This window comes from Ruegeria sp. AG7 (assembly GCF_056541545.1).
In genome coordinates this window covers 34,225-57,090 of record NZ_JBQFYP010000013.1, presented here as the reverse complement: position 1 = coordinate 57,090, position 22,866 = coordinate 34,225, and the positions used below count along the sequence as shown (strand labels likewise).

The 22,866-nt window shown below is 57.9% G+C and carries 26 protein-coding genes; 13 read left to right on the top strand and 13 right to left on the bottom strand.

What is annotated here, in order from left to right; genetic code table 11:
- Positions 1-45: 45 nt before the first annotated feature.
- Both ACR0BF_RS15955 and ACR0BF_RS15950 read left to right on the top strand, forming a co-directional pair.
- On the top strand, positions 46-756 hold the full coding sequence (locus tag ACR0BF_RS15955; RefSeq protein WP_480606580.1) for a DUF599 domain-containing protein: 711 nt from the start codon (positions 46-48) through the stop codon (positions 754-756).
- A 35-nt stretch (positions 757-791) separates the two neighbouring features.
- Positions 792-1,139, top strand: a complete 348-nt coding sequence (locus tag ACR0BF_RS15950; protein WP_480625318.1) for a hypothetical protein — start codon at positions 792-794, stop codon at positions 1,137-1,139.
- Between the two features lie 3 nt (positions 1,140-1,142).
- On the opposite strand, the gene ACR0BF_RS15945 is transcribed toward ACR0BF_RS15950, so the two are convergent.
- The 4 genes from ACR0BF_RS15945 to ACR0BF_RS15930 all read right to left on the bottom strand — a co-directional run bounded on the left by ACR0BF_RS15945 (position 1,143) and on the right by ACR0BF_RS15930 (position 4,021).
- The gene (locus tag ACR0BF_RS15945) at positions 1,143-1,628 is read right to left on the bottom strand and encodes a flavodoxin family protein (RefSeq protein WP_480520076.1); all 486 of its coding nucleotides are present in this window, start codon (positions 1,626-1,628) and stop codon (positions 1,143-1,145) included.
- Between the two features lies 1 nt (position 1,629).
- Positions 1,630-2,100: a 23S rRNA (pseudouridine(1915)-N(3))-methyltransferase RlmH gene (rlmH, locus tag ACR0BF_RS15940; protein WP_480520078.1), complete on the bottom strand. Its 471-nt coding sequence runs from the start codon at positions 2,098-2,100 to the stop codon at positions 1,630-1,632.
- Between the two features lie 44 nt (positions 2,101-2,144).
- On the bottom strand, positions 2,145-2,504 hold the full coding sequence (gene rsfS / locus ACR0BF_RS15935; protein ID WP_480625295.1) for a ribosome silencing factor: 360 nt from the start codon (positions 2,502-2,504) through the stop codon (positions 2,145-2,147).
- A gap of 164 nt (positions 2,505-2,668) precedes the next feature.
- Positions 2,669-4,021 (bottom strand): mechanosensitive ion channel family protein, encoded by a 1,353-nt coding sequence (locus ACR0BF_RS15930; RefSeq protein ID WP_480555305.1) that lies wholly within the window; start codon positions 4,019-4,021, stop codon positions 2,669-2,671.
- Between the two features lie 115 nt (positions 4,022-4,136).
- Here ACR0BF_RS15930 and ACR0BF_RS15925 point away from each other — a divergent pair, with 115 nt between their 5' ends.
- From ACR0BF_RS15925 to leuD, 4 genes are read left to right on the top strand one after another with little or no spacing between them, the layout of a single operon-like run.
- Positions 4,137-4,232: an isopropylmalate isomerase gene (locus ACR0BF_RS15925; protein WP_245220657.1), complete on the top strand. Its 96-nt coding sequence runs from the start codon at positions 4,137-4,139 to the stop codon at positions 4,230-4,232.
- Between the two features lie 43 nt (positions 4,233-4,275).
- The gene (leuC, locus tag ACR0BF_RS15920) at positions 4,276-5,679 is read left to right on the top strand and encodes a 3-isopropylmalate dehydratase large subunit (protein WP_480474700.1); all 1,404 of its coding nucleotides are present in this window, start codon (positions 4,276-4,278) and stop codon (positions 5,677-5,679) included.
- 37 nt (positions 5,680-5,716) lie between these two features.
- Positions 5,717-6,259, top strand: coding sequence for an HdeD family acid-resistance protein (locus ACR0BF_RS15915; protein ID WP_480520084.1), 543 nt, complete (start codon positions 5,717-5,719; stop codon positions 6,257-6,259).
- Between the two features lie 41 nt (positions 6,260-6,300).
- A complete protein-coding gene (leuD, locus tag ACR0BF_RS15910; protein WP_480625294.1) occupies positions 6,301-6,906 on the top strand; it encodes a 3-isopropylmalate dehydratase small subunit in 606 nt (201 codons plus the stop codon).
- A gap of 24 nt (positions 6,907-6,930) precedes the next feature.
- Here the strand turns inward: leuD and ACR0BF_RS15905 are convergent, their stop codons facing one another.
- The gene (locus ACR0BF_RS15905) at positions 6,931-7,134 is read right to left on the bottom strand and encodes a hypothetical protein (RefSeq protein WP_480474697.1); all 204 of its coding nucleotides are present in this window, start codon (positions 7,132-7,134) and stop codon (positions 6,931-6,933) included.
- 104 nt (positions 7,135-7,238) lie between these two features.
- Between ACR0BF_RS15905 and ACR0BF_RS15900 the strand changes: the two genes are divergently transcribed.
- On the top strand, positions 7,239-8,069 hold the full coding sequence (locus ACR0BF_RS15900) for a hypothetical protein (protein WP_480606478.1): 831 nt from the start codon (positions 7,239-7,241) through the stop codon (positions 8,067-8,069).
- Positions 8,066-9,094, top strand: a complete 1,029-nt coding sequence (locus tag ACR0BF_RS15895) for an endonuclease/exonuclease/phosphatase family protein (RefSeq protein WP_480625293.1) — start codon at positions 8,066-8,068, stop codon at positions 9,092-9,094. The genes ACR0BF_RS15900 and ACR0BF_RS15895 overlap by 4 nt, the downstream gene beginning before the upstream one ends.
- On the opposite strand, the gene ACR0BF_RS15890 is transcribed toward ACR0BF_RS15895, so the two are convergent.
- Positions 9,091-9,993: a Rossmann-fold NAD(P)-binding domain-containing protein gene (locus ACR0BF_RS15890; RefSeq protein WP_480625292.1), complete on the bottom strand. Its 903-nt coding sequence runs from the start codon at positions 9,991-9,993 to the stop codon at positions 9,091-9,093. The genes ACR0BF_RS15895 and ACR0BF_RS15890 overlap by 4 nt on opposite strands.
- An 84-nt stretch (positions 9,994-10,077) precedes the next feature.
- Between ACR0BF_RS15890 and ACR0BF_RS15885 the strand changes: the two genes are divergently transcribed.
- Positions 10,078-10,971, top strand: coding sequence for a LysR family transcriptional regulator (locus tag ACR0BF_RS15885; protein ID WP_480494501.1), 894 nt, complete (start codon positions 10,078-10,080; stop codon positions 10,969-10,971).
- 3 nt (positions 10,972-10,974) lie between these two features.
- On the opposite strand, the gene ACR0BF_RS15880 is transcribed toward ACR0BF_RS15885, so the two are convergent.
- Complete coding sequence (locus ACR0BF_RS15880; protein ID WP_480474688.1) at positions 10,975-11,502, bottom strand: redoxin domain-containing protein; 528 nt, start codon at positions 11,500-11,502, stop codon at positions 10,975-10,977.
- Positions 11,503-11,593: 91 nt separating this feature from the next.
- On the opposite strand from ACR0BF_RS15880, the gene leuB reads away from it, so the two are divergent.
- Positions 11,594-12,697: a 3-isopropylmalate dehydrogenase gene (gene leuB, locus ACR0BF_RS15875; protein WP_480555310.1), complete on the top strand. Its 1,104-nt coding sequence runs from the start codon at positions 11,594-11,596 to the stop codon at positions 12,695-12,697.
- A gap of 76 nt (positions 12,698-12,773) precedes the next feature.
- Here leuB and ACR0BF_RS15870 read toward each other — a convergent pair whose 3' ends face one another.
- Positions 12,774-14,936 carry a transglycosylase domain-containing protein gene (locus ACR0BF_RS15870; protein ID WP_480625291.1) on the bottom strand — a complete coding sequence of 721 codons (2,163 nt, stop codon included), beginning with the start codon at positions 14,934-14,936 and terminating at the stop codon, positions 12,774-12,776.
- Between the two features lie 259 nt (positions 14,937-15,195).
- On the opposite strand from ACR0BF_RS15870, the gene ACR0BF_RS15865 reads away from it, so the two are divergent.
- Together ACR0BF_RS15865 and ACR0BF_RS15860 are read left to right on the top strand one after the other, a co-directional pair.
- Positions 15,196-15,534, top strand: coding sequence for a P-II family nitrogen regulator (locus ACR0BF_RS15865; RefSeq protein ID WP_117871083.1), 339 nt, complete (start codon positions 15,196-15,198; stop codon positions 15,532-15,534).
- A gap of 33 nt (positions 15,535-15,567) precedes the next feature.
- Entirely contained in the window at positions 15,568-16,893 is a 1,326-nt protein-coding gene (locus tag ACR0BF_RS15860) for an ammonium transporter (protein ID WP_480474686.1), read from the top strand.
- Between the two features lie 72 nt (positions 16,894-16,965).
- Here ACR0BF_RS15860 and ACR0BF_RS15855 read toward each other — a convergent pair whose 3' ends face one another.
- The 4 genes from ACR0BF_RS15855 to ACR0BF_RS15840 form a co-directional block, all read right to left on the bottom strand.
- Complete coding sequence (locus tag ACR0BF_RS15855; RefSeq protein WP_480625290.1) at positions 16,966-18,150, bottom strand: amino acid aminotransferase; 1,185 nt, start codon at positions 18,148-18,150, stop codon at positions 16,966-16,968.
- On the bottom strand, positions 18,150-19,004 hold the full coding sequence (gene sseA, locus ACR0BF_RS15850) for a 3-mercaptopyruvate sulfurtransferase (RefSeq protein WP_480488175.1): 855 nt from the start codon (positions 19,002-19,004) through the stop codon (positions 18,150-18,152). The genes ACR0BF_RS15855 and sseA overlap by 1 nt, the downstream gene beginning before the upstream one ends.
- Positions 19,005-19,097: 93 nt before the next feature.
- On the bottom strand, positions 19,098-19,367 hold the full coding sequence (locus ACR0BF_RS15845; protein ID WP_480520100.1) for a CBU_0592 family membrane protein: 270 nt from the start codon (positions 19,365-19,367) through the stop codon (positions 19,098-19,100).
- Entirely contained in the window at positions 19,364-19,927 is a 564-nt protein-coding gene (locus ACR0BF_RS15840; protein ID WP_480625289.1) for a helix-turn-helix domain-containing protein, read from the bottom strand. Before ACR0BF_RS15840 ends, ACR0BF_RS15845 begins: the two co-directional genes overlap by 4 nt.
- Positions 19,928-20,035: 108 nt before the next feature.
- Here ACR0BF_RS15840 and ilvD point away from each other — a divergent pair, with 108 nt between their 5' ends.
- Positions 20,036-21,868 carry a dihydroxy-acid dehydratase gene (gene ilvD, locus ACR0BF_RS15835; RefSeq protein WP_480520104.1) on the top strand — a complete coding sequence of 611 codons (1,833 nt, stop codon included), beginning with the start codon at positions 20,036-20,038 and terminating at the stop codon, positions 21,866-21,868.
- 128 nt (positions 21,869-21,996) lie between these two features.
- Here the strand turns inward: ilvD and ACR0BF_RS15830 are convergent, their stop codons facing one another.
- On the bottom strand, positions 21,997-22,815 hold the full coding sequence (locus ACR0BF_RS15830) for a sulfotransferase family protein (protein ID WP_209599235.1): 819 nt from the start codon (positions 22,813-22,815) through the stop codon (positions 21,997-21,999).
- Positions 22,816-22,866: the final 51 nt, after the last annotated feature.

Genomic DNA, 22,866 nt, shown 5'->3' with positions numbered 1-22,866 from the left:
TTCTTACTCTGGCAAGTTCCCATGCCCGGCCTTACTGTCGCGGCCATGACCTGGATCGAACGCGCCGCTCTTTTTGCCCCTTTGGACTATGCATCACTGCTTCTGCTGCTGGGTGCGTGGCTGTGGATCGGGTGGAAAATCGAACATCCGTCGCCGCAGAGACAATCCGTAGCCCTCATGATGGACGATTACCGGCGCGACTGGATGCGCGAGATGGTGACCCGCCAACCGCGCATGTTCGACGCGCAAGTCGTGGCGGCCATGCGGCAGGGCAGTACATTTTTCGCGTCGACCACGATGATTGCCATCGGGGGCGGGCTGGCCCTGCTGGGCAACACTGAAAGACTGGCAGGCGTCGCAATCGACCTTGCCATCGGCAGTGTTCCGGCAATGGTCTGGGAGATCAAGATCCTTTTCGTCGTATTGCTGCTGGCCAACGCATTTCTGAAATATGTGTGGGCGCACCGCCTTTTCGGGTATTGCGCCGTGTTGATGGCTGCAGTTCCCAATGACCCCGAAGACCCGCAAACCTATCCCCGCGCCGGTCAGGCGGCCGAGATCTGTGTCACCGCAGCGCGCAGCTTCAACCGTGGCCTGCGCGCCACCTATTTTGCATTGGCATCGCTGGCGTGGTTTTTTGGACCTGTCGCGCTATTTTTGGGCACAGCGGTCACGTTTGGCGTCTTGTATCGGCGCGAGTTCGCCTCACATTCCCGGGAAATACTGATGGCTCGAGCCGCCAGCACGGATACGTGATACCGATGCGCTACCTCACTGGCTACACTGGTGCGATGCGATACTTGATTCTCTGTGCCTTAATGGCCAGCCCTGCCCTTGCCGACCCGCCAACAATCGAACAGGTCCGCACTAGTGCGAACGGCGAAACATGGCGGTTCGATGCGACGATCCGGCATCCCGACACGGGTTGGGACCATTACGCCGACGGCTGGCGTGTTCTGGATATGGATGGAAACGAGTTGGGAATGCGCGTCCTGCTCCATCCACACGAAACCGAACAACCCTTTACCCGCTCTCTGGGCGGGGTGGTCATTCCCGAAGGCATGACACAGGTGCAAATTCAGGCACGGTGCATCGTCGATGGATGGAATGAAGGCACCACAGTGGTCAAACTGGATTGATCCTCAGAAAATACCCATGGCCAGACCCGCACCCAAAGCGGCTCCTGTCTCGCGGCATTGATCCAGCTGGTCTTGCGGGATTGTCTTTTCGGCCAAAATGGCCTCGGGCGTTTGCGCATGGGTGCAGATGATCAGCGGAGGCTGAACAGCTTTCAATCGCCAACCGGTGGCTATCCGTGCGATCTGACGGGCGGCGTTTTCGCCATCTGATCCTGCGCAAATCATCTGCGCATAGGGTCGGCCTTCTAGTTTTCCCAGCACCGGGTAGTAGCAGCGGTCGAAGAATTCCTTCATCAGACCCGAAATTGCCGCCAGGTTTTCTGGCGCGCAAAAGATGTAGCCATCGGCAGCCAGCAGATCTTCCGGCCCGGCTTGATCGGCAGGCATAAGCTTTGTGTCAGCCTCACCTCGCGCTGCTTCGGCCGCCGCTTCGGCCATCTGCCGGGCACCGCCTGTGCGGGAGTGATAAACGATCAGAAGCTGCGCCATGTCAGACCCGGTGGTAGGGGCCACCTGACAGAATGGTCGCGGCCCGGTAAAGTTGCTCGGCCAGCATCACACGGACCAGCATATGGGGCCAGACCATTGACCCGAATGAAATGGAAAAATCCGCCTCGGCCCGCAGAACTGGGTCGATTCCATCCGCGCCACCGATAACAAATGCCAGGTCCTGCCGGCCCGCGTCGCGCCAATCACCCAGCTTCTTCGCGAAATCGGGCGAGGACATGACCCGCCCCCGTTCATCCAGCGTGCACAACACTGCCCCTTTGGGTAGGGCCTTGCGCAGCAGCGCGGCCTCGGCTGCCATGCCTGCGTTTTTCTTGTCTTCAACCTCGATCACCTGCGCAGGCCCAAGGCCCAGCGCACGGCCGGTCCGGTCAAAACGGGTCAGGTAATCGTCAAGCAGTGTCTTCTCGGGTCCGGCGCGCAATCGCCCGACCGCAACTATGCTGATACGCATATTTCTCTCGCCTCCGGCCTGTTAATGCAGGCCGGGATGGCGCCTCAGTTCGCCGAGGCGCTGCCGCCCTGAGGCAGCCACATCTTTTCCAGCTGATAGAATTCACGCACTTCGGGGCGGAAGATATGGACGATGACGTCGCCCGTATCGATCAGCACCCAGTCGCCGGTGTCCTTGCCTTCGACCTTCGAGGTGAAACCGAATTCCTGCTTGATGCGATCCGTCAGCTTTTCCGCCATGGCCGAAACCTGACGGGTCGACCGACCCGAGGCAATCACCATGTGATCCGCAACCGATGATTTGCCCTGCAGGTTGATCTGCACGACGTCTTCGGCCTTGTCATCGGAAAGTGAGGAAAGGATTCGTTCAAGCAGCTTGTCGCCGATTGACTGAGAGTGGGCCATTATGTTGACCCCATCATCGGCGGGCAAACCCGCCTGTGTATGTAGAGACAGGACATAGTCCTCCTTTGCTGCACGCCGTGAAACCCCGGCGCCGGGGTACTAATAAGGTAGCAAGGGGAATGCAACATTTCAATGAATGCACGCGGCAGGGCGTACACAGACGCTTACTCTGTGATGATCTGTTGCGCAGTTGCGCCGTCCGACAACAGCCGGACTTCGCGCTGCGGGAAGGGGATCGAGATACCTTCTTCCTTAAATGCGTCCCAAAGCGCCAGATAGACGTTGCCCCGGATATTGGTCAGCCCCTTTGTCGGGTCGCTGATCCAGAACCTCAGCACATAGTCCACGCTGCTGTCACCAAATCCGGTGATGTGGCAAACCGGTTCATGTTTGCCGCCGCTCAGGACCCGGGCAACCGCCTTTACCGCCATGATTGCGGTTGCGCGCACTTTATGCGGATCGTCGTCATAGCTGGTACCAAAATCCAGATCCAATCTCACGAACCGGTCGGAATGCGACCAGTTCACCACCTGGTTGGTAATCAGATCTTCGTTTGGGATCAGGTACTCGCGCCCGTCCCGTGTTACGACCGACACATATCGCGCGCCAAGCGAGTTGATCCAACCGAACGTATCCCCCAACGAGATCACATCGCCCGGCTTGATCGAGCGGTCCATCAGGATGATGATCCCCGATATCAGGTTCGACACCACTTTTTGCAAACCGAACCCGATACCCACGCCGATGGCGCCGGACAAAAGCGCGATGCCGGTCAGATCGAACCCTAACGTTCGGATCGCAGCCATAAAGACTGCCCCGTAAAGCAGAACCTGTATGCCTTTTGACAATAGCACCTGCATGGACGGGGTTATGTCGTCATTGCTTTGCAATGCGCGTTCGGCTGCGCGCGTGCCGATACGGGCCAGTGTCAGCAGGATGCCAATCAGCAATGTGGCTTTGAGAATACCAAGGGCCGAAATATGCAGGTCCCCGATGGAAATCGCCACTCCGTCAAGAAAACCCGCGACATCATCTGTCAGATTCAGCGCGACTAGCGTTGCGTAGATCCACATTGCCCACTTGAAAATCCGGCGAAGCGTGCGGTTTTGGACCAGTCTCGCGACCAGTGCTATTGCCAGCCATGCCGCCGCCAGCGTAGCTATCACCCCGATGATATAGCTGCGCGACGGCCAGGTGAGCTGCTGCATGATCAGATACAATGCCCACGAAAGCAGGATGAAGTAGACCAGCGCCAACCGCCGCATCAACTGTACCAGAACCCGGAGCCGCCATTTCGGCCATCCCGTGCGTGAACGGGCCCAGGCATCCCATCTAGACTGGGTCAGGAATTTCAGCAGCAAAGCCAGCGCCCACAGCAACAGGATGATGAGCAGTTGATATTGTCGCCAGCCCGGCGTGACGATCAGATCAAGCAGCTTTGCAAATTGCGCGGAAAAAGCCGCAACCATGTTGTTATAGAGGTCAGTCAGCGTACTTGGGATCAGGTCTTGGTTCATGCACGTCTCCTGCGGGCCAGCTTGAACAGCAATGCGGAGTGATGCAAGCCTGACACCGGTTTTGAACCTTGATTGCCGGAAGGGCGCGGTATATCTGAACCGCATGAGACTCAATGTGGCCCAACTTCAGAATCTGGAAGATCGCGCGCGCTTGCGTGAACGGTTCTTTGGCGCTGCCCGCACGGTTCTGGCGCGCCTATCCGTCGCCTGAGCCAACTCGCCAGCTATTTCTCATTTCATACGGGAGAGGACCGATGTCCCCCAAGACACTCTATGACAAGATCTGGGATGCCCATGTCGCGCACGAAGCCGATGATGGAACCTGCCTGCTTTATATCGACCGCCATCTGGTGCACGAAGTCACCAGCCCGCAGGCTTTTGAAGGGCTGCGCATGGCAGGCCGCAAGGTGCGCGCGCCGGAAAAGACCATCGCCGTACCGGACCACAACGTGCCGACCACGCCGGACCGCGTGAACGGGATCGAAAACCCGGAATCACGCATTCAGGTCGAAGCGCTGGACAAGAACGCCAAGGATTTCGGCATTCACTACTACCCGGTGAATGACGTGCGCCAGGGCATTGTCCACATCGTTGGCCCGGAACAGGGCTGGACCCTGCCGGGTATGACCGTTGTCTGCGGCGACAGCCACACAGCGACCCATGGTGCATTCGGCGCGCTGGCTCACGGTATCGGTACGTCTGAGGTTGAGCATGTTCTGGCAACGCAAACGCTGATCCAGAAGAAGTCCAAGAACATGAAGGTGGAAATCACCGGTAAGTTGCAACCGGGCGTGACCGCTAAGGACATCACTCTGGCCGTAATCGGTGAGACCGGCACCGCTGGCGGTACCGGCTATGTCATCGAGTATTGCGGTGAAGCAATCCGTGATCTGTCGATGGAAGGTCGCATGACCGTCTGCAACATGGCAATCGAAGGCGGTGCTCGTGCCGGTCTGATCGCGCCGGATGAAACAACGTTCGACTACGTCAAAGGTCGCCCTCACGCGCCGAAAGGGGCGCAATGGGAAGCGGCTCTGACATGGTGGAAAACGCTCTTTACTGATGAAGGCGCGCATTTCGACAAGGTCATCACCCTGCGCGGCGAAGACATCGCGCCGGTCGTGACCTGGGGCACCAGCCCCGAGGACGTTCTGCCGATCACCGCAACCGTCCCGAACCCCGAAGATTTCGAAGGTGGCAAAGTCGACGCGGCCCGCCGCTCCATCGAATATATGGGGCTGAAAGCCGGCCAGAAGCTGAGCGAAGTTGAGATCGACACTGTCTTTATCGGCTCGTGCACCAACGGCCGGATCGAGGACCTGCGTGCTGCCGCCGAGATTCTGAAGGGCAAAAAGATCAAGGACGGCATACGCGCCATGGTCGTTCCGGGCTCGGGTCTGGTCCGCGCGCAGGCCGAAGAAGAAGGTCTGGCGGATATCTTCAAAGAAGCCGGTTTCGAATGGCGTCTGGCAGGATGTTCGATGTGTCTGGCGATGAATCCCGACCAGTTGCAACCGGGTGAACGCTGCGCCGCGACTTCGAACCGCAACTTCGAAGGCCGTCAAGGCCGGGGCGGGCGTACCCACCTGCTGAGCCCGGCAATGGCCGCCGCAGCGGCAATCACAGGACGGCTGACAGACGTCCGTGAAATGATGTAAGCTGCCCTCATAACTGGATATTTGAGGGATTGAAGACATGAGTGACTGGACAAAATGGCTATTGCTTGGACTTCTGTCCATCATGTTCGGCATCTTTGTGCTGGGCGCACCGGTCGTGGCATCAATTACCGTGACGGTGGTCACAGGTGTATTGCTGCTGATTTCTGGCGCATTGCAGGTTGTTGGCGGCTTCACAGTCGAAGGGACCGGCAACAAGATACTGTCATTTATCATGGGTGTCGTGATGCTGTTTCTGGGCTGGTCCTTTCTGGATCACCCACTGCAAGGAACGCTGACGCTGGCAACCGTCTGCCTGATCCTGTTCATGGCTGGCGGCATTGCCCGAGTGATCCTATCGTTCCAGATGCGCGGAACACAGTATTTCTGGGCGACGCTGGTCTCGGGCATCATGTCAATTGTTCTGGCGATCCTGATCTGGCGCTTTGCCGCGATGGATCCTTCGGTGCTGCTGCAATTGCTGGGCATCCTGCTGGGGATCGAAATGATCTTTAACGGGCTCGGCCTTGTCTTCATGGCGTTCTTCGTCAAGGACGCTCCAAAAGAAACGAAACAAGCTTAACGCGGGGCCTGGGCGCGGCCCTCTCCCGCAGGAGTGTGAACATGGATAAGTTTGAAAAAGTCCACGGGGTGGCCGCCCCAATGCCGCTGATCAATATCGACACCGATATGATCATCCCGAAAGTGCACCTGAAAACCATCAAACGGTCCGGCCTGGGCATCGTTCTGTTCGACGAGATGCGCTATCACGATGACGGTCAGGAGAATGAAGAATTCGTCCTGAACAAGCCCGCCTATCGCGAGGCCGAGATTCTGGTTGCAGGCGACAACTTCGGCTGTGGGTCCTCGCGCGAACACGCGCCCTGGGCGATCAAGGATTTCGGCATCAAGGTCGTGATCTCGACCAGTTTTGCCGACATCTTCTTCAACAACTGTTTCAAGAACGGCATTCTGCCGATCGTTGTCGGGGCAGAACACCACGCGATCCTGATGGATGATGCGCATAAAGGCGAAAACGCCCGCATGACCATACATCTGGAAGATCAGCAGATCACCACATCGGACGGCATCGTGATCGATTTCGAAATCGATCCTCACCGCAAGCACTGCCTGCTGAATGGTCTAGACGATATCGGGCTGACGATGGAAAAAGATCATCACATCGACAAGTTCGAGGATCACGCCAGTCAGGCCCGTCCCTGGGTGTGATTCTGGGGGCGAATCTGTGGATACTCAACCTGACGGGGTCGCCAAGGCGGCCCCGCTCGCATTCTTGGGGTTGATTTTTTGAAAACCACAACATGTGGGTATCAATTTGAGATACACGTCGGATTTGCGTCGAAAATGATGCAATACCGCACCAGTTGCGCCATCTTTTTGCCCGAAATCACGTGTTTTCTGCACCTCGGCTTGAGCAAAATGCCGCTTATCGTTCATGTTGGCGCTAAAGAGGATCCGTCAACGTCAGACGAAGCGACGGGCGCAAGTTGGAAACAAGTCGACAAAGATCGGCTGATCCGGTTTGAAAAAGGGTTCGGATAGTGATTGCGCGCACAACAGGGGCGGCTATACGCGGTATACTTGTTGCACTTATGGTGCTGACACCTGCGTTGTACCTGCCTGTCTCATCTACGAACGGGACCGAGATACTGGTCTTTCTCGCGATCCTCGCGTTTATCCTGACCTTTGCCGAATACAATTCCGCATTTCCCAGCTTTATCGAATTCCGCGACGCGCCCCCGGTCAATCGCCTTCGGTTTGTCGGCCTGATGTCGATGGTCACCTTTCTGACGCTGATCTGCAAAAACGCCTTTGAACCAACGCAGCTGACCACATTCTCTTATTCGGTTGGCCTGGCTGTCGCAAATGTGGTGGACTTCCCCTATTCTCCGGTGCGCCTCATCGTGCTGATGTTACCCCCGGATGCCAGCCACGCCTTGATCGAACTGGTCCGCATCACGGCCAGCGTGGCTTATGTTGCGGCTTTGGTCACGATTGTCAGCTTTGCCTATGCGGTCAGGGTTCGGGGATGGCCAACCGGCAATGGCGCCTTCAATGTGTGGACTAACTTGCCGCTGTTTGACCCGACCAAAGGGGGTGATGTCGTTACGCGCCTTCAAAGGGATGGCCGCCTGAACATCTGTATCGGCATTCTGCTGCCATTCCTCATTCCGGCGATCATCAAGTTGATGAGCAGTGTGATCGCCCCGATCTCCCTCGGGAATCCACAGACCTTGATCTGGACCATGAGCGCATGGGCCTTCCTGCCCGCCAGCATGATCATTCGCGGCATGGCGACCCTCAGGATCGCGGGCTTGATCATGGAAAAACGCCGCGCCTATTCGACCAGCGAGTCAACACAGACCGCATGATCCGCATCTTGTGTCTGCTATGGCTGCCCTTTGCGGCACAGGCAGAAGTCGTGCGCATTGCCACCTATAATACCGAGCTTAGCAGAAATGGTCCCGGTTTGTTGCTTCGCGACATTCAACGCGATGACGCGCAGGTTCTGGCCGTTGTCGACGTTATTGCGTCGGCGCGCCCTGACATAATCGCCCTTCAGGGTATCGACTGGGATCTGAACAATACCGCTGTAATCGCCCTGATTGGGAAACTGCGCAACGCGGGGCTTGATTATGGATATTACCTTGCCACACAACCCAATGCCGGCCTGGAAACCTCGCTTGATCTGGACGGTGATGACAAGACCCAAGGCCCCGGCGACGCGCAAGGCTGGGGGCAGTTCACCGGTCAGGGTGGGTTGGCGTTGTTGTCGCGATACGAAATTATCACCGCCGAGGTTCAGGATTATTCCGAACTGTTGTGGCGCAGTTTACCGGGCGCCACCCTGCCTGGCGTAAACGGGCACCCCTTCCCGTCTGACGCGGCACATCAGATACAACGCCTGTCTTCGACCGCACACTGGGTTGTACCGATCGAAACCCCTTATGGGCGGCTCAACTTGATGACCTTTCATGCGACGCCACCCGTTTTCGATGGGCCCGAGGATCGAAATGGCTTGCGCAATCAGGATGAGATCCGGCTCTGGTCCGTTTTACTGAACGGTGAACTGGGGCCAGTCCCCGAAAGTCCCTTTTTGATCGCCGGCGATGCCAACCTTGACCCAACGCGTGGGGAGGGCCGTAAACAGGCCATTCAGTCCCTTCTGGCCCATCCCCGTCTGCAAGACCCGCTGCCGAAAGACCCGTCAGGCTCGACCTCAACGGTCGCTTGGAAGGCCACGGGTGAAATGCGCGTGGATTATGTGTTGCCGTCCGCCGACCTGCGCATTTCGGACGCCGGTGTGACGTGGCCGGAAGAAGGCAGCAAGCTATACGAATCTGCCCTACGTGCCAGCAGGCACCGATTGGTCTGGGTTGACGTCACCCTGCCTTAAGGCGTGACCGACTCTCCGTTCGCATAGGGCAAAGCCACAAGGCTGGGAGAGATCGCAGAACGCAATGCATCATCCAGATCTGTCTGATACACAGAACCCAGCAACTCGGTCAGGTACGATCCGTCCAACTGGTGCGGCACCTGCCACAGATACCGCATTTCAATCAGGTGTGAGGACATGCGCCAGAATGGTCGCGCCAGTTGCAATGGCCACCATTGCATCGGCTTCACGAATATGTCCCGTCCTGTCACTCTCGACAAAGACTGCGCGATCTCAGTTCCGGTCAGAGTATAGCCAGCGAAAGGAACATCGCAGAACCGCGGCAGATCCTTTCGGATTTCACACAGCGCGACTGCAGTTTGTGCAAGATCTGGCAGATAGGCCCAGGCGTGCAGGGCCTCCGGGTCTCCGGGATACACGAACTGATTGCGCGACAGATGCTTGATCATGACCTGATCGAACCAGTTTCCTGATGCCTCTGTGTCAATAAAATCGCCCGCACGCAGAAGGATCGTACGGACGGTTGAAGCGCGATACGCCTCCTCCATATCAATCCGGATGCGGCCAAGTGGATTGGTGGCCAAGTGCGGTGTAATCCCGGACCATGGGCCTTGCGTGTCCGGTCCAAAAACGTAGACGTTGCCGGGAACCAATACAGTGGCTTCAGTCTCGGACGCGGCGTCTATCACACGTCTGGTCAGGTCGGGCATTTCACGCGCCCAATCAGGATAGAGCGGATTCCACCCGTTTACGATGACATCCACCCCTTTAGCCGCCTGGGAAAGAGAACCGGACCCGCGACGGAATGTCTGCACGGCCCAGCCTGCATTCCGAAACGCCTTTGCAGCATTGCGCCCAAACCGGCCCGATGCGCCGAGTATCAGTGCAGTTTGTGTCATTGATGCCTCCTGTTTCAGACCAATCTATCCATTCAATGCACGTATTGAATTGCCGAGAAATGCAGAATGTGTATTCAATTTTGAATGGATAAAGCACTGACACATGCGGATTGGTCTCTGATCCAGAGCTTTCTGGCCGTGGCCGAAACGGGGTCCCTGTCCGCCGCTGCACGGCATCTTGATCGCAGCCAGCCCACATTGGGACGACAAGTACAAAGCCTTGAGACCGAACTGGGCGTATCCTTGTTCGACCGGCACGCGCGCGGCCTGAAACTGAGCGTGGCAGGTTCCCAGCTTTTGCCGATGGCGCAGCAAATGCACAGCGCCATGACTGCATTCAGCCTTGCCGCCGCAGGGCAGTCGCAGCAACTTGAAGGCTCGGTCCGCATCACCGCTTCGGTCTTCGCGTCGCATCACCTGCTGCCACCGATTCTGGCGTATATCCGAAGGCAGGAACCCGCCATTCAACTTGAGCTGGTCGCCACAGACACCACGGAAAACCTGTTATACCGCGAGGCGGATATTGCCGTTCGCATGTATCGCCCGGCGCAGATGGATATCATTTCGCGATATCTGGGGGAGGTGCCGCTATGCTTTTGCGCGGCCAAGTCCTATCTCGACCGTAGGGGACGCCCCAAGACACCCGAAGAACTTTTTTCCCACGACCTAGTGGGGTTTGACGCCAATCAGGAAATCATCAAGGCCATGCGCGAAAAAGGGTGGCCCGCAAGCCGCAACAGTTTTGCGACCCGCTGCGATCTGCAAAGCGCCTATTGGGAACTGATCCGCGCAGGATGCGGCATTGGCTTCAGCCAGGTCCAGATGGCCGAAGCCGACCCGGATGTCGAAATCTTGCCTCTGGATGTTGAAATCCCGGTTCTGCCCGTGTGGTTGGCTGCGCCGCAGGCCATGCGCCAGACCCCACGTATCCGCAGGGTCTGGGACTTGCTGGCAGAAGGGCTCAAAGCCAGCCTCTGAGGATCAAAGAGGGCCCGTATACGTTCCGCGCGCCGGGTAGTTATTGCCCAAAGTGAACTTCAGACCACCCGCGATATCCGACATCGACGGACGTCCAAAAGGCGTGGTCTGTTGCCACGCAAAATAAAGCGTCCGGTCAGGTGCGATGTAAAAATGTCCGGGTTCCGCAAACAGGTCTGGTTCGGCACTGCCTTCGCGCTTGGTCGAGATGTTCAGCCCCCAACCCTCCCGCGCCTCAGACAGGGGCAGGCTGTGGCCTACGCGCAAGCGGGAAACATTGGCTTTTGCGGCGGTTTCAGCGGCACGTTCGGCGGTATCGGTGGTGATCATGATAATCTCGACACCCAGCGCCGCGAAATCGTCCAGCGCCGCCTCGGCCTCGGTCATCTGTCTGATGCAGATCGGACAATGCAATCCGCGATATTGAATCACCAGCGTTCCGTTTTCGCCCTTGTTGGTCTCAAGGTCGAAACTGCCATGGGCGACGGTTTCAATTTTCAGTGCAGGAACCGGATTTCCAGGTGTCAGCATGTATTTTCCTTGTGTTTTGACAGGTCTGTCTCATTGACCCGATGCTGCGCAGACGCTAGGGCCTGTGCAACAAAACGCAAGGAGACCCTTCATGCCCAACCCCTCGCTCCTCATCCTGCCCGGAGACGGAATTGGCCCAGAAGTTATGGCCGAAGTGCGCAGAATCATCGATTGGTTCGGTGCCAATCGTGGTCTTCAATTTGACGTGAGCGAGGATCTGGTGGGCGGTGCCGCTTATGACGCCCACGGCAAGCCTCTCTCCGATGAGACCATGGCAAAGGCGCAAGAGGTTGACGCGGTTTTGCTGGGCGCTGTCGGCGGTCCGAAATACGACGATCTGGATTTCAGCCTGAAGCCCGAGCGTGGCCTGCTGCGCCTGCGCAAGGAAATGGACCTGTATTCGAACCTGCGCCCCGCGCAGTGTTTTGACGCGCTTGCCGATTTCTCGTCGCTAAAGAAAGACATCGTTGCCGGTCTCGACATCATGATCGTCCGCGAACTGACGTCGGGCGTCTATTTCGGTGAGCCGCGCGGCATCTTCGAGGAAGGCAACGAACGCGTCGGCATCAACACCCAGCGTTACACCGAATCCGAGATCGAACGTGCCGCGCGCTCGGCTTTTGAACTGGCAATGCGCCGCAACAAAAAGCTGTGCTCGATGGAAAAAGCCAACGTGATGGAATCGGGCATCCTGTGGCGCGAAGTCGTCACCCGCGTCGCAGCGGACTACCCCGAAGTTGAACTGAGCCATATGTATGCCGACAACGGCGCGATGCAGCTTGTGCGCGCTCCGAAACAGTTTGATGTGATCCTGACCGACAACCTGTTCGGTGACATCCTGTCCGACTGCGCCGCGATGCTGACCGGGTCGCTGGGCATGTTGCCTTCGGCCTCTCTGGGCGCACCGATGGCCAATGGTCGACCCAAGGCAATGTATGAACCCGTCCACGGCTCGGCTCCGGACATCGCGGGTCAGGGCAAAGCCAACCCGATCGCCTGTATCCTGAGCTTTGCCATGGCCCTGCGCTACAGCTTTGATCAGGGCGAAGAAGCGGATCGTCTGGAGGCCGCGATCGAGAAAGTACTGGCCGATGGTGTACGCACCGGCGACCTGCTCGCAGAGGAGGGCGTTCAGCCCGTATCAACCACTGAAATGGGCGACGCGATCCTTGCGGCCTTGGATGCCAGCGTCTGAAACACGCAATTAGCGAAATGGCAAAAAGGCGGTGCCCAGTGCACCGCCTTTTTCGTTTTTTCCATCAAAGAAGGCTCTAGTTTCCGCCAAAAATATTCTTCAGCAGATTGTTGATGTCCTCGGCAAAACCTCCGCGCTTTCGGCGTGGCTGTGGCTGTGCGACCTGAACCGGCGGTGCTGGTGCCATCATCGGCAAGGGTGTCGGTGTCATCCCTTCGGTGACACGCAGCATGGTTTCTCTCCAGATTTCCGCGGGCAAACCGCCGCCGGTCACACCAGACAGGGGCGTGTTGTCGTCATAGCCCATCCAAACACCGGTTACATAGTCCGCAGTAAAACCGATGAACCACGCATCCCGCGCCGCTTGGGTCGTGCCTGTTTTGCCCGCGACCTGCCAGCCAGGCAACTTTGCCCGTCCACCTGTGCCTTCGGACACTACACGTTCCATCATCCATGTCAGCTGCTTGGCGGCCGCGTCGTTGATCACCCGTTCACCGATACCGGTTGTCGTGACCATGACAGGTGCTTCATCACCCAGCAGCTTCAGCTCGGTCAGGCCATAAGGTTCGACGGCAGAGCCACCGTTCAGAATACCTGCATAAGCCCCCGTCATCTCAATCAGCGTGCTTTCCGACGCGCCCAGCGCCAGGGCAGGCCCTTGCGCCAGATCGCTGGCAATCCCAAAACCACTGGCCACCGTGCGGACGTTATCCAAGCCCGATATCTCAGCAACTTTCACCGCCGGAATGTTCAGCGAGTTCTTCAACGCATCCGCCAGTGACACCCGCCCGTAGTACTTGTTGGTATAGTTCTTGGGGCACCATTGTCCGGACCCGGGAATGTCCACGCAGTAAGGTTCATCCATCACCGTATCCAGCGGGGAATAGCCGAGTTCCAGCGCGGTGGCATAGACAAAAGGTTTGAAGGACGAACCGGTTTGGCGCTTGGCGATGGTGGCCCTGTTGAACACCCCGGCAACCCGTGTTTCTCGGCCGCCGACCATGGCTCTTACCGCTCCGTCCGCGGACATGACCACGATGGCCGCCTGCGCCTTGGAACCTTCCCGCACCTTTTCCTGAAAGATGAATTGCAAAGCCTCTTCCGCCGATCGCTGAATCCGCTGATCCAAAGTCGTCTGGATTACAACATCTTCGGTTGTGTTGTCGCCAAAATAACTGGGAAGTTCCGAAACAACCCAATCTGCGAAGTAACCGCCCGCTCGGGCAGCTGCCGCTTCAGACAGTTGCGCCGGTCGCGTACGCGCTTCGCTGGCCTGTGCGGCGGTCAGATATCCCTGATCCTCCATCAGACCGATCACCAGCCGCGCCCGATCCTGAGACCGTTGCAGGTTGTTGGTCGGTGCATAGCGTGTAGGCGCAACCAGCAGACCAGCCAGCATCGCGGCCTCTGCGGGCGAAACCTCGGCGGCGGATTTTCCAAAGTAGCGCTGGCTTGCGGCTTCGAACCCACGCGCGCCTGCGCCAAGAAAGGCACGGTTCAGGTAGATCGTCAAAACCTCGTCCTTGGAGTATTTCACCTCCATTGCCAGCGCATAGACGGCTTCCTTAGCCTTGCGCCACAAGGAACCCTGACGGCAGTCGGCCTCATACGCGGCCTCGGAATCCCAATCGCTGGGATCATAGGGAACACCCAGACACAGCAGTTTCGCGGTCTGTTGCGTGATGGTCGACCCGCCATGCCCGGACAGAGGCCCGCGCCCTTCGCTCAGGTTGATGCTGACCGCGCTGGCGACGCCACGCAGGCTGACCCCGAAATGCCGGTAAAATCGCTTGTCTTCAGTTGCGATGACTGCGTTCTTGAGATGCGGAGACACGGTATCGGCCGTGATCACGCCACCAAACTGATCGCCACGCCAGGCAAAGACCTTGCCGTCACGATCCAGCAAGGTCACGGAACCCCGCGCGCGCCCATCCAGCAAGGCATCGACATCCGGCAACGTGGCGTAAACGATACCCACCGCCAGCGCGAGCAGCATGGCCGAAATCGCACCGACACGCCAGGTCAATCCCCAGATCAACCGCCAGATCCATCGGAACAAACGGCGAAAGATACCACCGCCTTTACCCCCTGATGACTTGCGGGTTTTCCTGCGCGTGGTCGGTTTGCGCACCGTCGATTTCTTGCCCGCCGTGCTTTTGGTCGCAGCCAGTTTTCGGCCCTTCGAAGGGTACCGTTTATCCGCGACCAATGTCGGCTTGCGGCGCTTGGACTCAGTCATGCTCAAACTCTGCCCGGTTATACTTTTTGGTCACCATACCTCGACAACCGCAGTATGTAGAGGTCCGAATTTCCGGAATTTCCCCTCTCTATAGCGCTCATTTATTGGGCACAATGCCCAAGTTGTGCAAAAAATGTGCAACTTTGCATTACTTCCCGGCAGGTTTTGACCCCGAAAGCGTTTCTTACTGCGTCGCGGCGCGCTTTTTTTCTGCAGGTGCAAACAAGCCGGTCCCACCGGACAACCAGAGGGGAAAGACGTGAAACTGATCATTGCGACAATCAAGCCGTTCAAGCTGGAGGAGGTGCGCGAAGCTCTGACCGAGGCTGGCGTGCGCGGCATGATGGTAACCGAGATCAAGGGCTTCGGCTCGCAGTCCGGTCACACCGAAATCTATCGTGGGGCCGAATATGCGGTGAACTTCGTGCCCAAGATCAAGCTTGAGATCGTGGTGCCTGCGACAATGGCCGACCAGATCGTCGAGACGATCACCAAAACCGCCAAGACCGGCAAGATCGGTGACGGCAAGATTTTTGTCCTCGATGTCGAACAGGCGCTGCGTGTGCGTACCGGGGAAACCAACGAGGACGCGCTGTAAGCGCGCCCATTCACAATCATTCGAGGACTGACAATGAACCTGATGAAATCTCTCATCCCTGCCGCCGCCATTGTTGCGCTGCCGCAGATGGGTCTTGCGCAAGAGGCCGCCGCAACCGGCGAAGCGGCACAGCACACCCAGTATATCTTTACCACGCTGCTGTTTCTGATGGCGGGCTTTCTTGTTTTCTTCATGGCCGCAGGTTTTGCCATGCTGGAAGGCGGTCTAGTACGATCCAAGAACGTTGCCATGCAGATGATCAAGAACGTGGCATTGTTTTCATTTGCCGCAATCATGTACTGGCTGATCGGGTTCAATCTGATGTATCCCGGCGACGGCTGGTCCATCACGGGCTGGCTTGGCCCGTTCTTCTCGACCACAACGCTTGATGCGGTTGGTGTTGCGCCGGCGGATGCGGCACTGGACTATGCTTCGGTCGGTTCGGACTTCTTCTTCCAGCTTGTGTTCGTGGCCGCGACTGCGTCCATCGTGTCGGGCGCCGTGGCGGAACGGATCAAGCTTTGGCCCTTTCTGATCTTCGTCATCGTGCTGACAGGCATCATGTACCCGATTTCCGGTTCGTGGAAATGGGGTGGCGGCTGGTTGGATGCCAAGGGCTTCTCGGACTTTGCCGGTTCGACCATCGTACACTCGGTCGGTGGCTGGGCTGCGCTGGCAGGGGCCCTTATCTTAGGCCCGCGGATCGGCAAGTACAAAGATGGCAAAGTTCACCCGATGCCCGGCTCTAACCTGGCGCTGGCAACCCTGGGGACGTTCATCCTGTGGCTGGGCTGGTTCGGGTTCAACGGCGGCTCGCAACTGGCGATGGGAACCGTGGGCGATGTATCGGACGTGTCACGCATCTTCGCCAACACCAACATGGCGGCTGCTTCGGGCTCGGTTGCAGCGCTGGTCCTGACCCAAGTCCTGTACAAGAAGCCCGACCTGACGATGGTGCTGAACGGCGCGCTGGCGGGTCTGGTCTCGATCACGGCCGAGCCGCTGGCCCCGACCCTGTTCGGTGCCCTGTGGATCGGTGCCGTGGGTGGTATCATCGTGGTCTTCGCGGTCCCGATGCTGGACAAGTTCAAGATCGATGATGTTGTCGGTGCCATCCCGGTTCACCTGTTCTGTGGCATCTGGGGTACCATCGCCGTCGTCTTCTACGGTGACGCGAGTCTGGGCGCGCAGCTACTGGGCATCGCCGCATACGGCGTTTTCACCTTTGTCGGCGCACTGTTCCTGTGGACAATCCTGAAATCCACCGTCGGCATTCGTGTCAGCGAAGAGGATGAGATCAACGGCCTCGACATGGCTGAACTGGGAATGGAAGCATATCCCGAATTCTCGAAAGGCTAAGCCTTGCCTTCACCTGACAAAAAAACCCGGGCGTTCGCGCCCGGGTTTTCGTTTCGAATGTCGCGTCGGCGTCTAAACCCCGACATCCACAATTGCTTTGGCCAAAATCGGCACAGTCACTGCGTTCAGCCCGGCAATGTTCAGTCGACTGTCACCGACCATGTAGATACCGTGTTCAACGCGCAGTTTCTCGACCAGTTCCGGTGCCGCCCCAAGGCGTGAGAACATGCCGCGGTGCTGGGCGATGAACCCAAACCGGTCGGATCCGGCCTGACGCTGCAACTCGTCAGCCAGTTGCTGGCGCAGGCCCAGCATGGAGAGGCGAACCTCTTCCAGCTCAGTTGCCCAGTCTGCCCGCAACGCCTCATCCATAAGAATGGTCGTCACCACGCGCGCGCCGTGGTCCGGCGGGAAGGAGTAGTTCTGGCGATTCAAAAACGCCAGTGTGGCCTGATTCAATGCGGTTTCAGCCGCGTTGTCACTGACGGCCATCAGCAACCCGGTGCGCTCACGATAGACGCCGAAATTCTTCGAACATGACGCCGCAATCAGGCATTCCTTGACCGATGAGGCCACCAGCCGCACGCCTTGCGCATCCTCTTCCAGACCGTCACCGAAACCCTGATAGGCAATGTCGATCATCGCAACGAGGCCCAGCGCATTGATCAGGTTCACGACCTCCTGCCATTGCACCATGTTCAGATTGGCACCGGTCGGATTATGGCAGCAGCCATGCAGCAAAACCACGTCACCCGCTTTGGCGGTTTTCAGGTCTGCGATCAGCCCGTCGAAATCGACGCCCCGGGTCTCTTCATCGAAGTAACGATACTGAACCGTTTCCATCCCCAGATAATTCAGGATCGACAGGTGGTTGGGCCAGGTCGGGTTCGACACAAACACGCGTGCCGAAGAGTTCGCCATCCGGATCAACTCGAACGCCTGACGGCAGGCACCGGTGCCTCCGGGTGTCGCCACTGCGGCGATGTTGCCGCGTGGCACAGAAGTACCCAAGATCAATCCGATCATCGCATCCGCATAGGCCGGATCACCGGCCAGACCGGTATAGGCCTTGGTTTCCTGCTCTTCCCAGATACGCTGTTCGGCGGCTTTCACCGCGCGCATCACCGGCGTCACGCCTTCGGCATTCTTGTAGACACCAACACCCAGATCGATTTTCTGATCGCGCGGGTCTTCGCGGTACATCTGCATCAGCGCCAGAATCTTGTCGGCGGGCTGCGGTTTCAGGTTCTCGAACATCAGTTCTCTCCGGTTGCGACGGGCAGGGTCGGGAAGGCACCCCATTCAGCCCAGGAGCCGTCATAAAGCGAGTGGTCTTTCTTGCCCATGCGTTCCAACGCAAGGCTGAGAATGGCGGCCGTGACACCCGAACCGCAAGAGGTGATAGCCGGCTTAGACAGATCGACGCCTGCAGCCTCGAATATGGCGCGGCAGTCCTCGGGCGACTTCATTGTTCCGTTGGCGTTCAACAACTGCCCAAAGGGCACATTCCGCGAGCCCGGAATATGGCCCGAACGCAGCCCTTCGCGCGGCTCGGGTGCGGTTCCGGCAAATCGGTCGGCCGAGCGGGCATCGATGATTTCGTGATCCGCCAGCTTGGCGGCGGCGGAAACTTGCGTGACGTCCCGGACAAGCTGGTTTTGCACGCGAACGGTCATGTGGCGGTCGCGAATGACCGGAGGCAGATCCTCGATCTCGCGCCCCTCGGCCTGCCATTTTGGCAAACCCCCATCCAGAACCGCGATGTTTTCCTGACCCATCAGACGGAACAGCCACCAAACGCGCGCTGCGGACATCAGCCCGGCACCATCATAAACCACAACCTGATGACCATCACCGACACCCATGGCCCGCAGGCGTGACATGAATTTTTCGACCGGTGGCGCCATATGAGGCAAGTCGGAACGGTGATCTGATATCTCATCAATATCAAAGAACCGTGCTCCGGGGATATGCCCGGCATCATATTCGGCCTTGGCATCACGGTTTTGCGCGGGCAAATACCACGACCCGTCCAGAATCCGCAGATCCGGGTCTTTCATATGCGCGGCCAGCCATTCGGTGGATACGAGGGTTTTTGGATCGTCCTGCATCAAAGCCTCCCCTAAGCGAGCTTGGGGTTTCCCTATACCCCGTGGCATGGGCGTTCAAGGCTGGATAGCGCTAGCGCTTGTTAACCGCTGGATTTATCGCGCCTTGCGCAGGCGGAAATGCTGGATGATGCCGATGACACTGATCACAATCCAGAACCCTTCGATCAGCATCGAGGCCAGATTGAAATTCTCAAGCAGCGAAAAGACGATCAAGACAGACCCCAGCAGGTTGAACATCGGAAAGGCCAGATCATCGGAATTCATCATCCGCATCTGCGTCGCGAAATACGCGGCCACCACGATCAGCGCCCCGAATGAGCCGATGGCATCCACGATGGTAAGCGTGTCAAAAATAGCCGTCATGTCTGGGCCGTGCCGTTTTCAGGAGATTCAGTGTGTTGCGCATAGTGATGCATATTCAGAAACGCGGCCCCCTGCGAACCGGCGCGATACCCGTGCGGCAGGTCCGCAGCAAAGCGCAACCCCTGCCCGGCCTGCAAGGGCACCCAATCCTCGCCACGCAGAATTTCCAAAGTGCCGCTGAGGACAAATACTTCCTCGGTCACCCCGGCGGCATGAGCCGGGGATTCGTGGCTTTGGTTCGCGGCAAGGTTCACATGAAAGGTCTCGGCACCCAGCGCGGGATCGAAGGGAAAGACAATCTTGACCTCGATACTGCCGGGAAAGGTTACAGTCTGAAAGACCGATGGATCGCCCAGAGTCGTGTCGATCAACCCGCTGAGCGGTATCTGAAAGCCCTTGGCGATTTTCCAAAGCGTGGCGATCGTTGGGCTTGATTCGCCGCGTTCAATCTGGCCCAGCATGGCTTTGCTGACACCGGTCATTTCGGCGACTCTGGACAGGCTCAACCCCGAGGCTGCCCGCACATCCCGTAATTTCAGCGTAATGTCGTCCATAGCCATACCCGCGCTCTGCGATTTACCTTGTACGTTATAACGCACATGTGCTACGTGCGCTATAACGTACGAACCCCGAATTATGCAACCCGAGGCAACAGGGAAAACAGCATCATGCCATTGTACCGATCCAGAACCTCTACCCATGGCCGCAATATGGCTGGCGCACGCGGCCTTTGGCGGGCCACAGGTATGGGTGATGACGATTTCGGCAAACCTATCATCGCCATCGTCAACTCGTTCACCCAGTTTGTGCCGGGTCACGTGCATCTGAAGGACCTGGGCCAGATGGTCGCGCGCGAGGTCGAAGCAGCAGGTGGTGTGGCGAAAGAGTTCAACACGATCGCTGTGGATGACGGCATCGCCATGGGCCATGACGGAATGCTGTATTCGCTGCCCTCACGCGAAGTGATCGCAGATTCGGTCGAATATATGGTCAACGCCCATTGTGCGGACGCTATGGTCTGCATTTCGAACTGCGACAAGATTACCCCGGGTATGCTGATGGCCGCCATGCGTCTGAACATCCCGGCCATTTTCGTTTCGGGCGGTCCGATGGAAGCGGGCAAGATCGACATCGCCGATCTGGAAGCCAAGAAGATTGACCTTGTGGACGCTATGGTCGCCGCCGCAGATGACAAGTTCACTGACGAACAGGTTCAGCACATCGAAGAAAACGCCTGCCCCACGTGTGGCTCATGCTCGGGCATGTTCACCGCGAACTCGATGAATTGTCTGGCCGAAGCGCTGGGCCTAGCCCTGCCGGGCAATGGGTCGACTCTGGCGACACACGCAGACCGCAAAGAGCTGTTCCTTGAGGCTGGCCGCCGCATCGTCGAGATCACCAAGCGCCATTACGATCTGGACGAAAAAGGCTTTCTGCCCCGTGAGATTGCCACCTTTGAAGCGTTCGAAAACGCCATGAGCCTTGATATCGCCATGGGTGGATCGACCAACACGGTGCTGCACCTGCTGGCCATCGCGCATGAGGGTGAAGTTGACTTCACCATGGCCGATATGGACCGCCTCAGCCGTCGTGTTCCCTGCCTCTGCAAAGTCGCTCCCAATACCGAGAACGTGCATATGGAAGACGTCCACCGTGCCGGTGGTATCTTCTCGATCCTGGGTGAGCTCAGCCGCGCGGGCCTGCTGCACAACGAATGCAGCACAGTGCATTCGGCCACGATGGGCGAGGCGATTGCCAACTGGGACATCACCATCGCCAACAATCCCAAAGCACAGGAGCTGTTCAAGGCCGCCCCCGGCGGAGTTCGCACCACACAGGCGTTCAGCCAGTCGAACCGGTTCAAGGAACTAGACACCGATCGCCAAGGCGGCGTGATCCGGTCCAAGGAACACGCATTCAGTCAGGATGGCGGTCTGGCGGTTCTGTTCGGCAACATTGCCCGCGACGGCTGTATCGTGAAAACCGCTGGTGTGGATGCCAATATCCTGCAATTCACCGGCTCGGCCTATGTATGCGAAAGCCAGGATCAGGCTGTTAGCGACATTCTCACCGGCAAGGTGAAAGAGGGCGATGTTGTGGTGATCCGCTATGAAGGCCCGCGTGGCGGTCCGGGTATGCAGGAAATGCTGTACCCAACGTCTTACCTGAAGTCGAAGGGTCTTGGCAAAGCCTGCGCCCTGCTGACCGACGGGCGGTTTTCGGGCGGCACTTCCGGTCTGTCGATCGGCCATGTCTCGCCCGAGGCGGCCGAAGGCGGAGAGATTGGTCTGGTACAGAATGGCGACACGATTGAAATCGACATCCCCAACCGCTCGATCCATCTGGCCGTCTCAGATGAAGAGCTTGCGGCCCGGCGCGAAGCACAGGACGCAAAGGGCTGGGTGCCTGCTGCGCCGCGCAAACGCAAGGTGTCTACTGCGCTGAAGGCCTATGCGAAACTGACCACCAGCGCGGCGAAAGGAGCCGTGCGTCAGGTCTAAACTGATAGATTACCGGTCTGCTGACGCGGCAGACCGGTAAGTCGATCATGCACAGGCGCACCCGGGCGCAACCAGATTAAATGTTTCGCAAGAAACGTTGACGATGGACGGGTCATCCTGCCTAAGGATCAATCGCCCAGTTTGGCGTGAATTTCATCCAGATCGATTTCGCCAATCGGCATCTTGTTGGCCGGGTTTTCGAAATCGTATTTGAACAGCTCAAAATCCTGCTTGTAGATCTCATAGACCAGATGCATCGACAGGTCGTCGAAATAGTCTTCAACCGGATGCGCGCGCTTGGGTCCGTGGCCTTCGGATTCGTTGAACCGGGGTATTTCGGACAGCGAAACAGAATGCTTCAGCTTTGTATTGTCCAAGACACCCTGCATCCCGTCGTTGAACGCTTCGGTCCAGAAGATCCGATCATAACGACCACCGTTCACGATGAAGGTCGACACGTGACCAGACATGGCTGACCAGTGAATGTCCGGGTCCATCGGACGCCGCCAGCGGATGGTATCACGCGCAAACAGCAGGAACCGGCGAAAGCTGGCGATTTGGTCAAACTCTCCCTTGCCATCGTCACCGCCCACCTCGATCCCGTAATTGTAGATCAGCGTCGGCACCAGATTGCCACGATACCGTTTGCCGTTGCGCTGGATCCCGCAGATCTTGTCGAAAAACGAGCTCAGAATACGCGTGTACGGGTTGCGCACACAGGTAAAGGAATACGAGGCGTGATCGCGCACATTTTTGGAAATCAGGTCCTGGCTCTGATCAAAGGCCCATTTGTGCATGCCATCCTTGGCGTCATGGATGTCACCGTCAAAGAACTGACCGTGATCCGAATAATACATGATCTGCCCAATGGTCGAGCAGGCGCATTTTGGCACAACGCGGTACACCATGCTTTCGCTCTCGGTCATCCAGGTACCGGGAAAACCCATCTGCTGTGCCTCCTACGCTGGTCTGGTCTCAAACCGATATGCCAGCTTTTG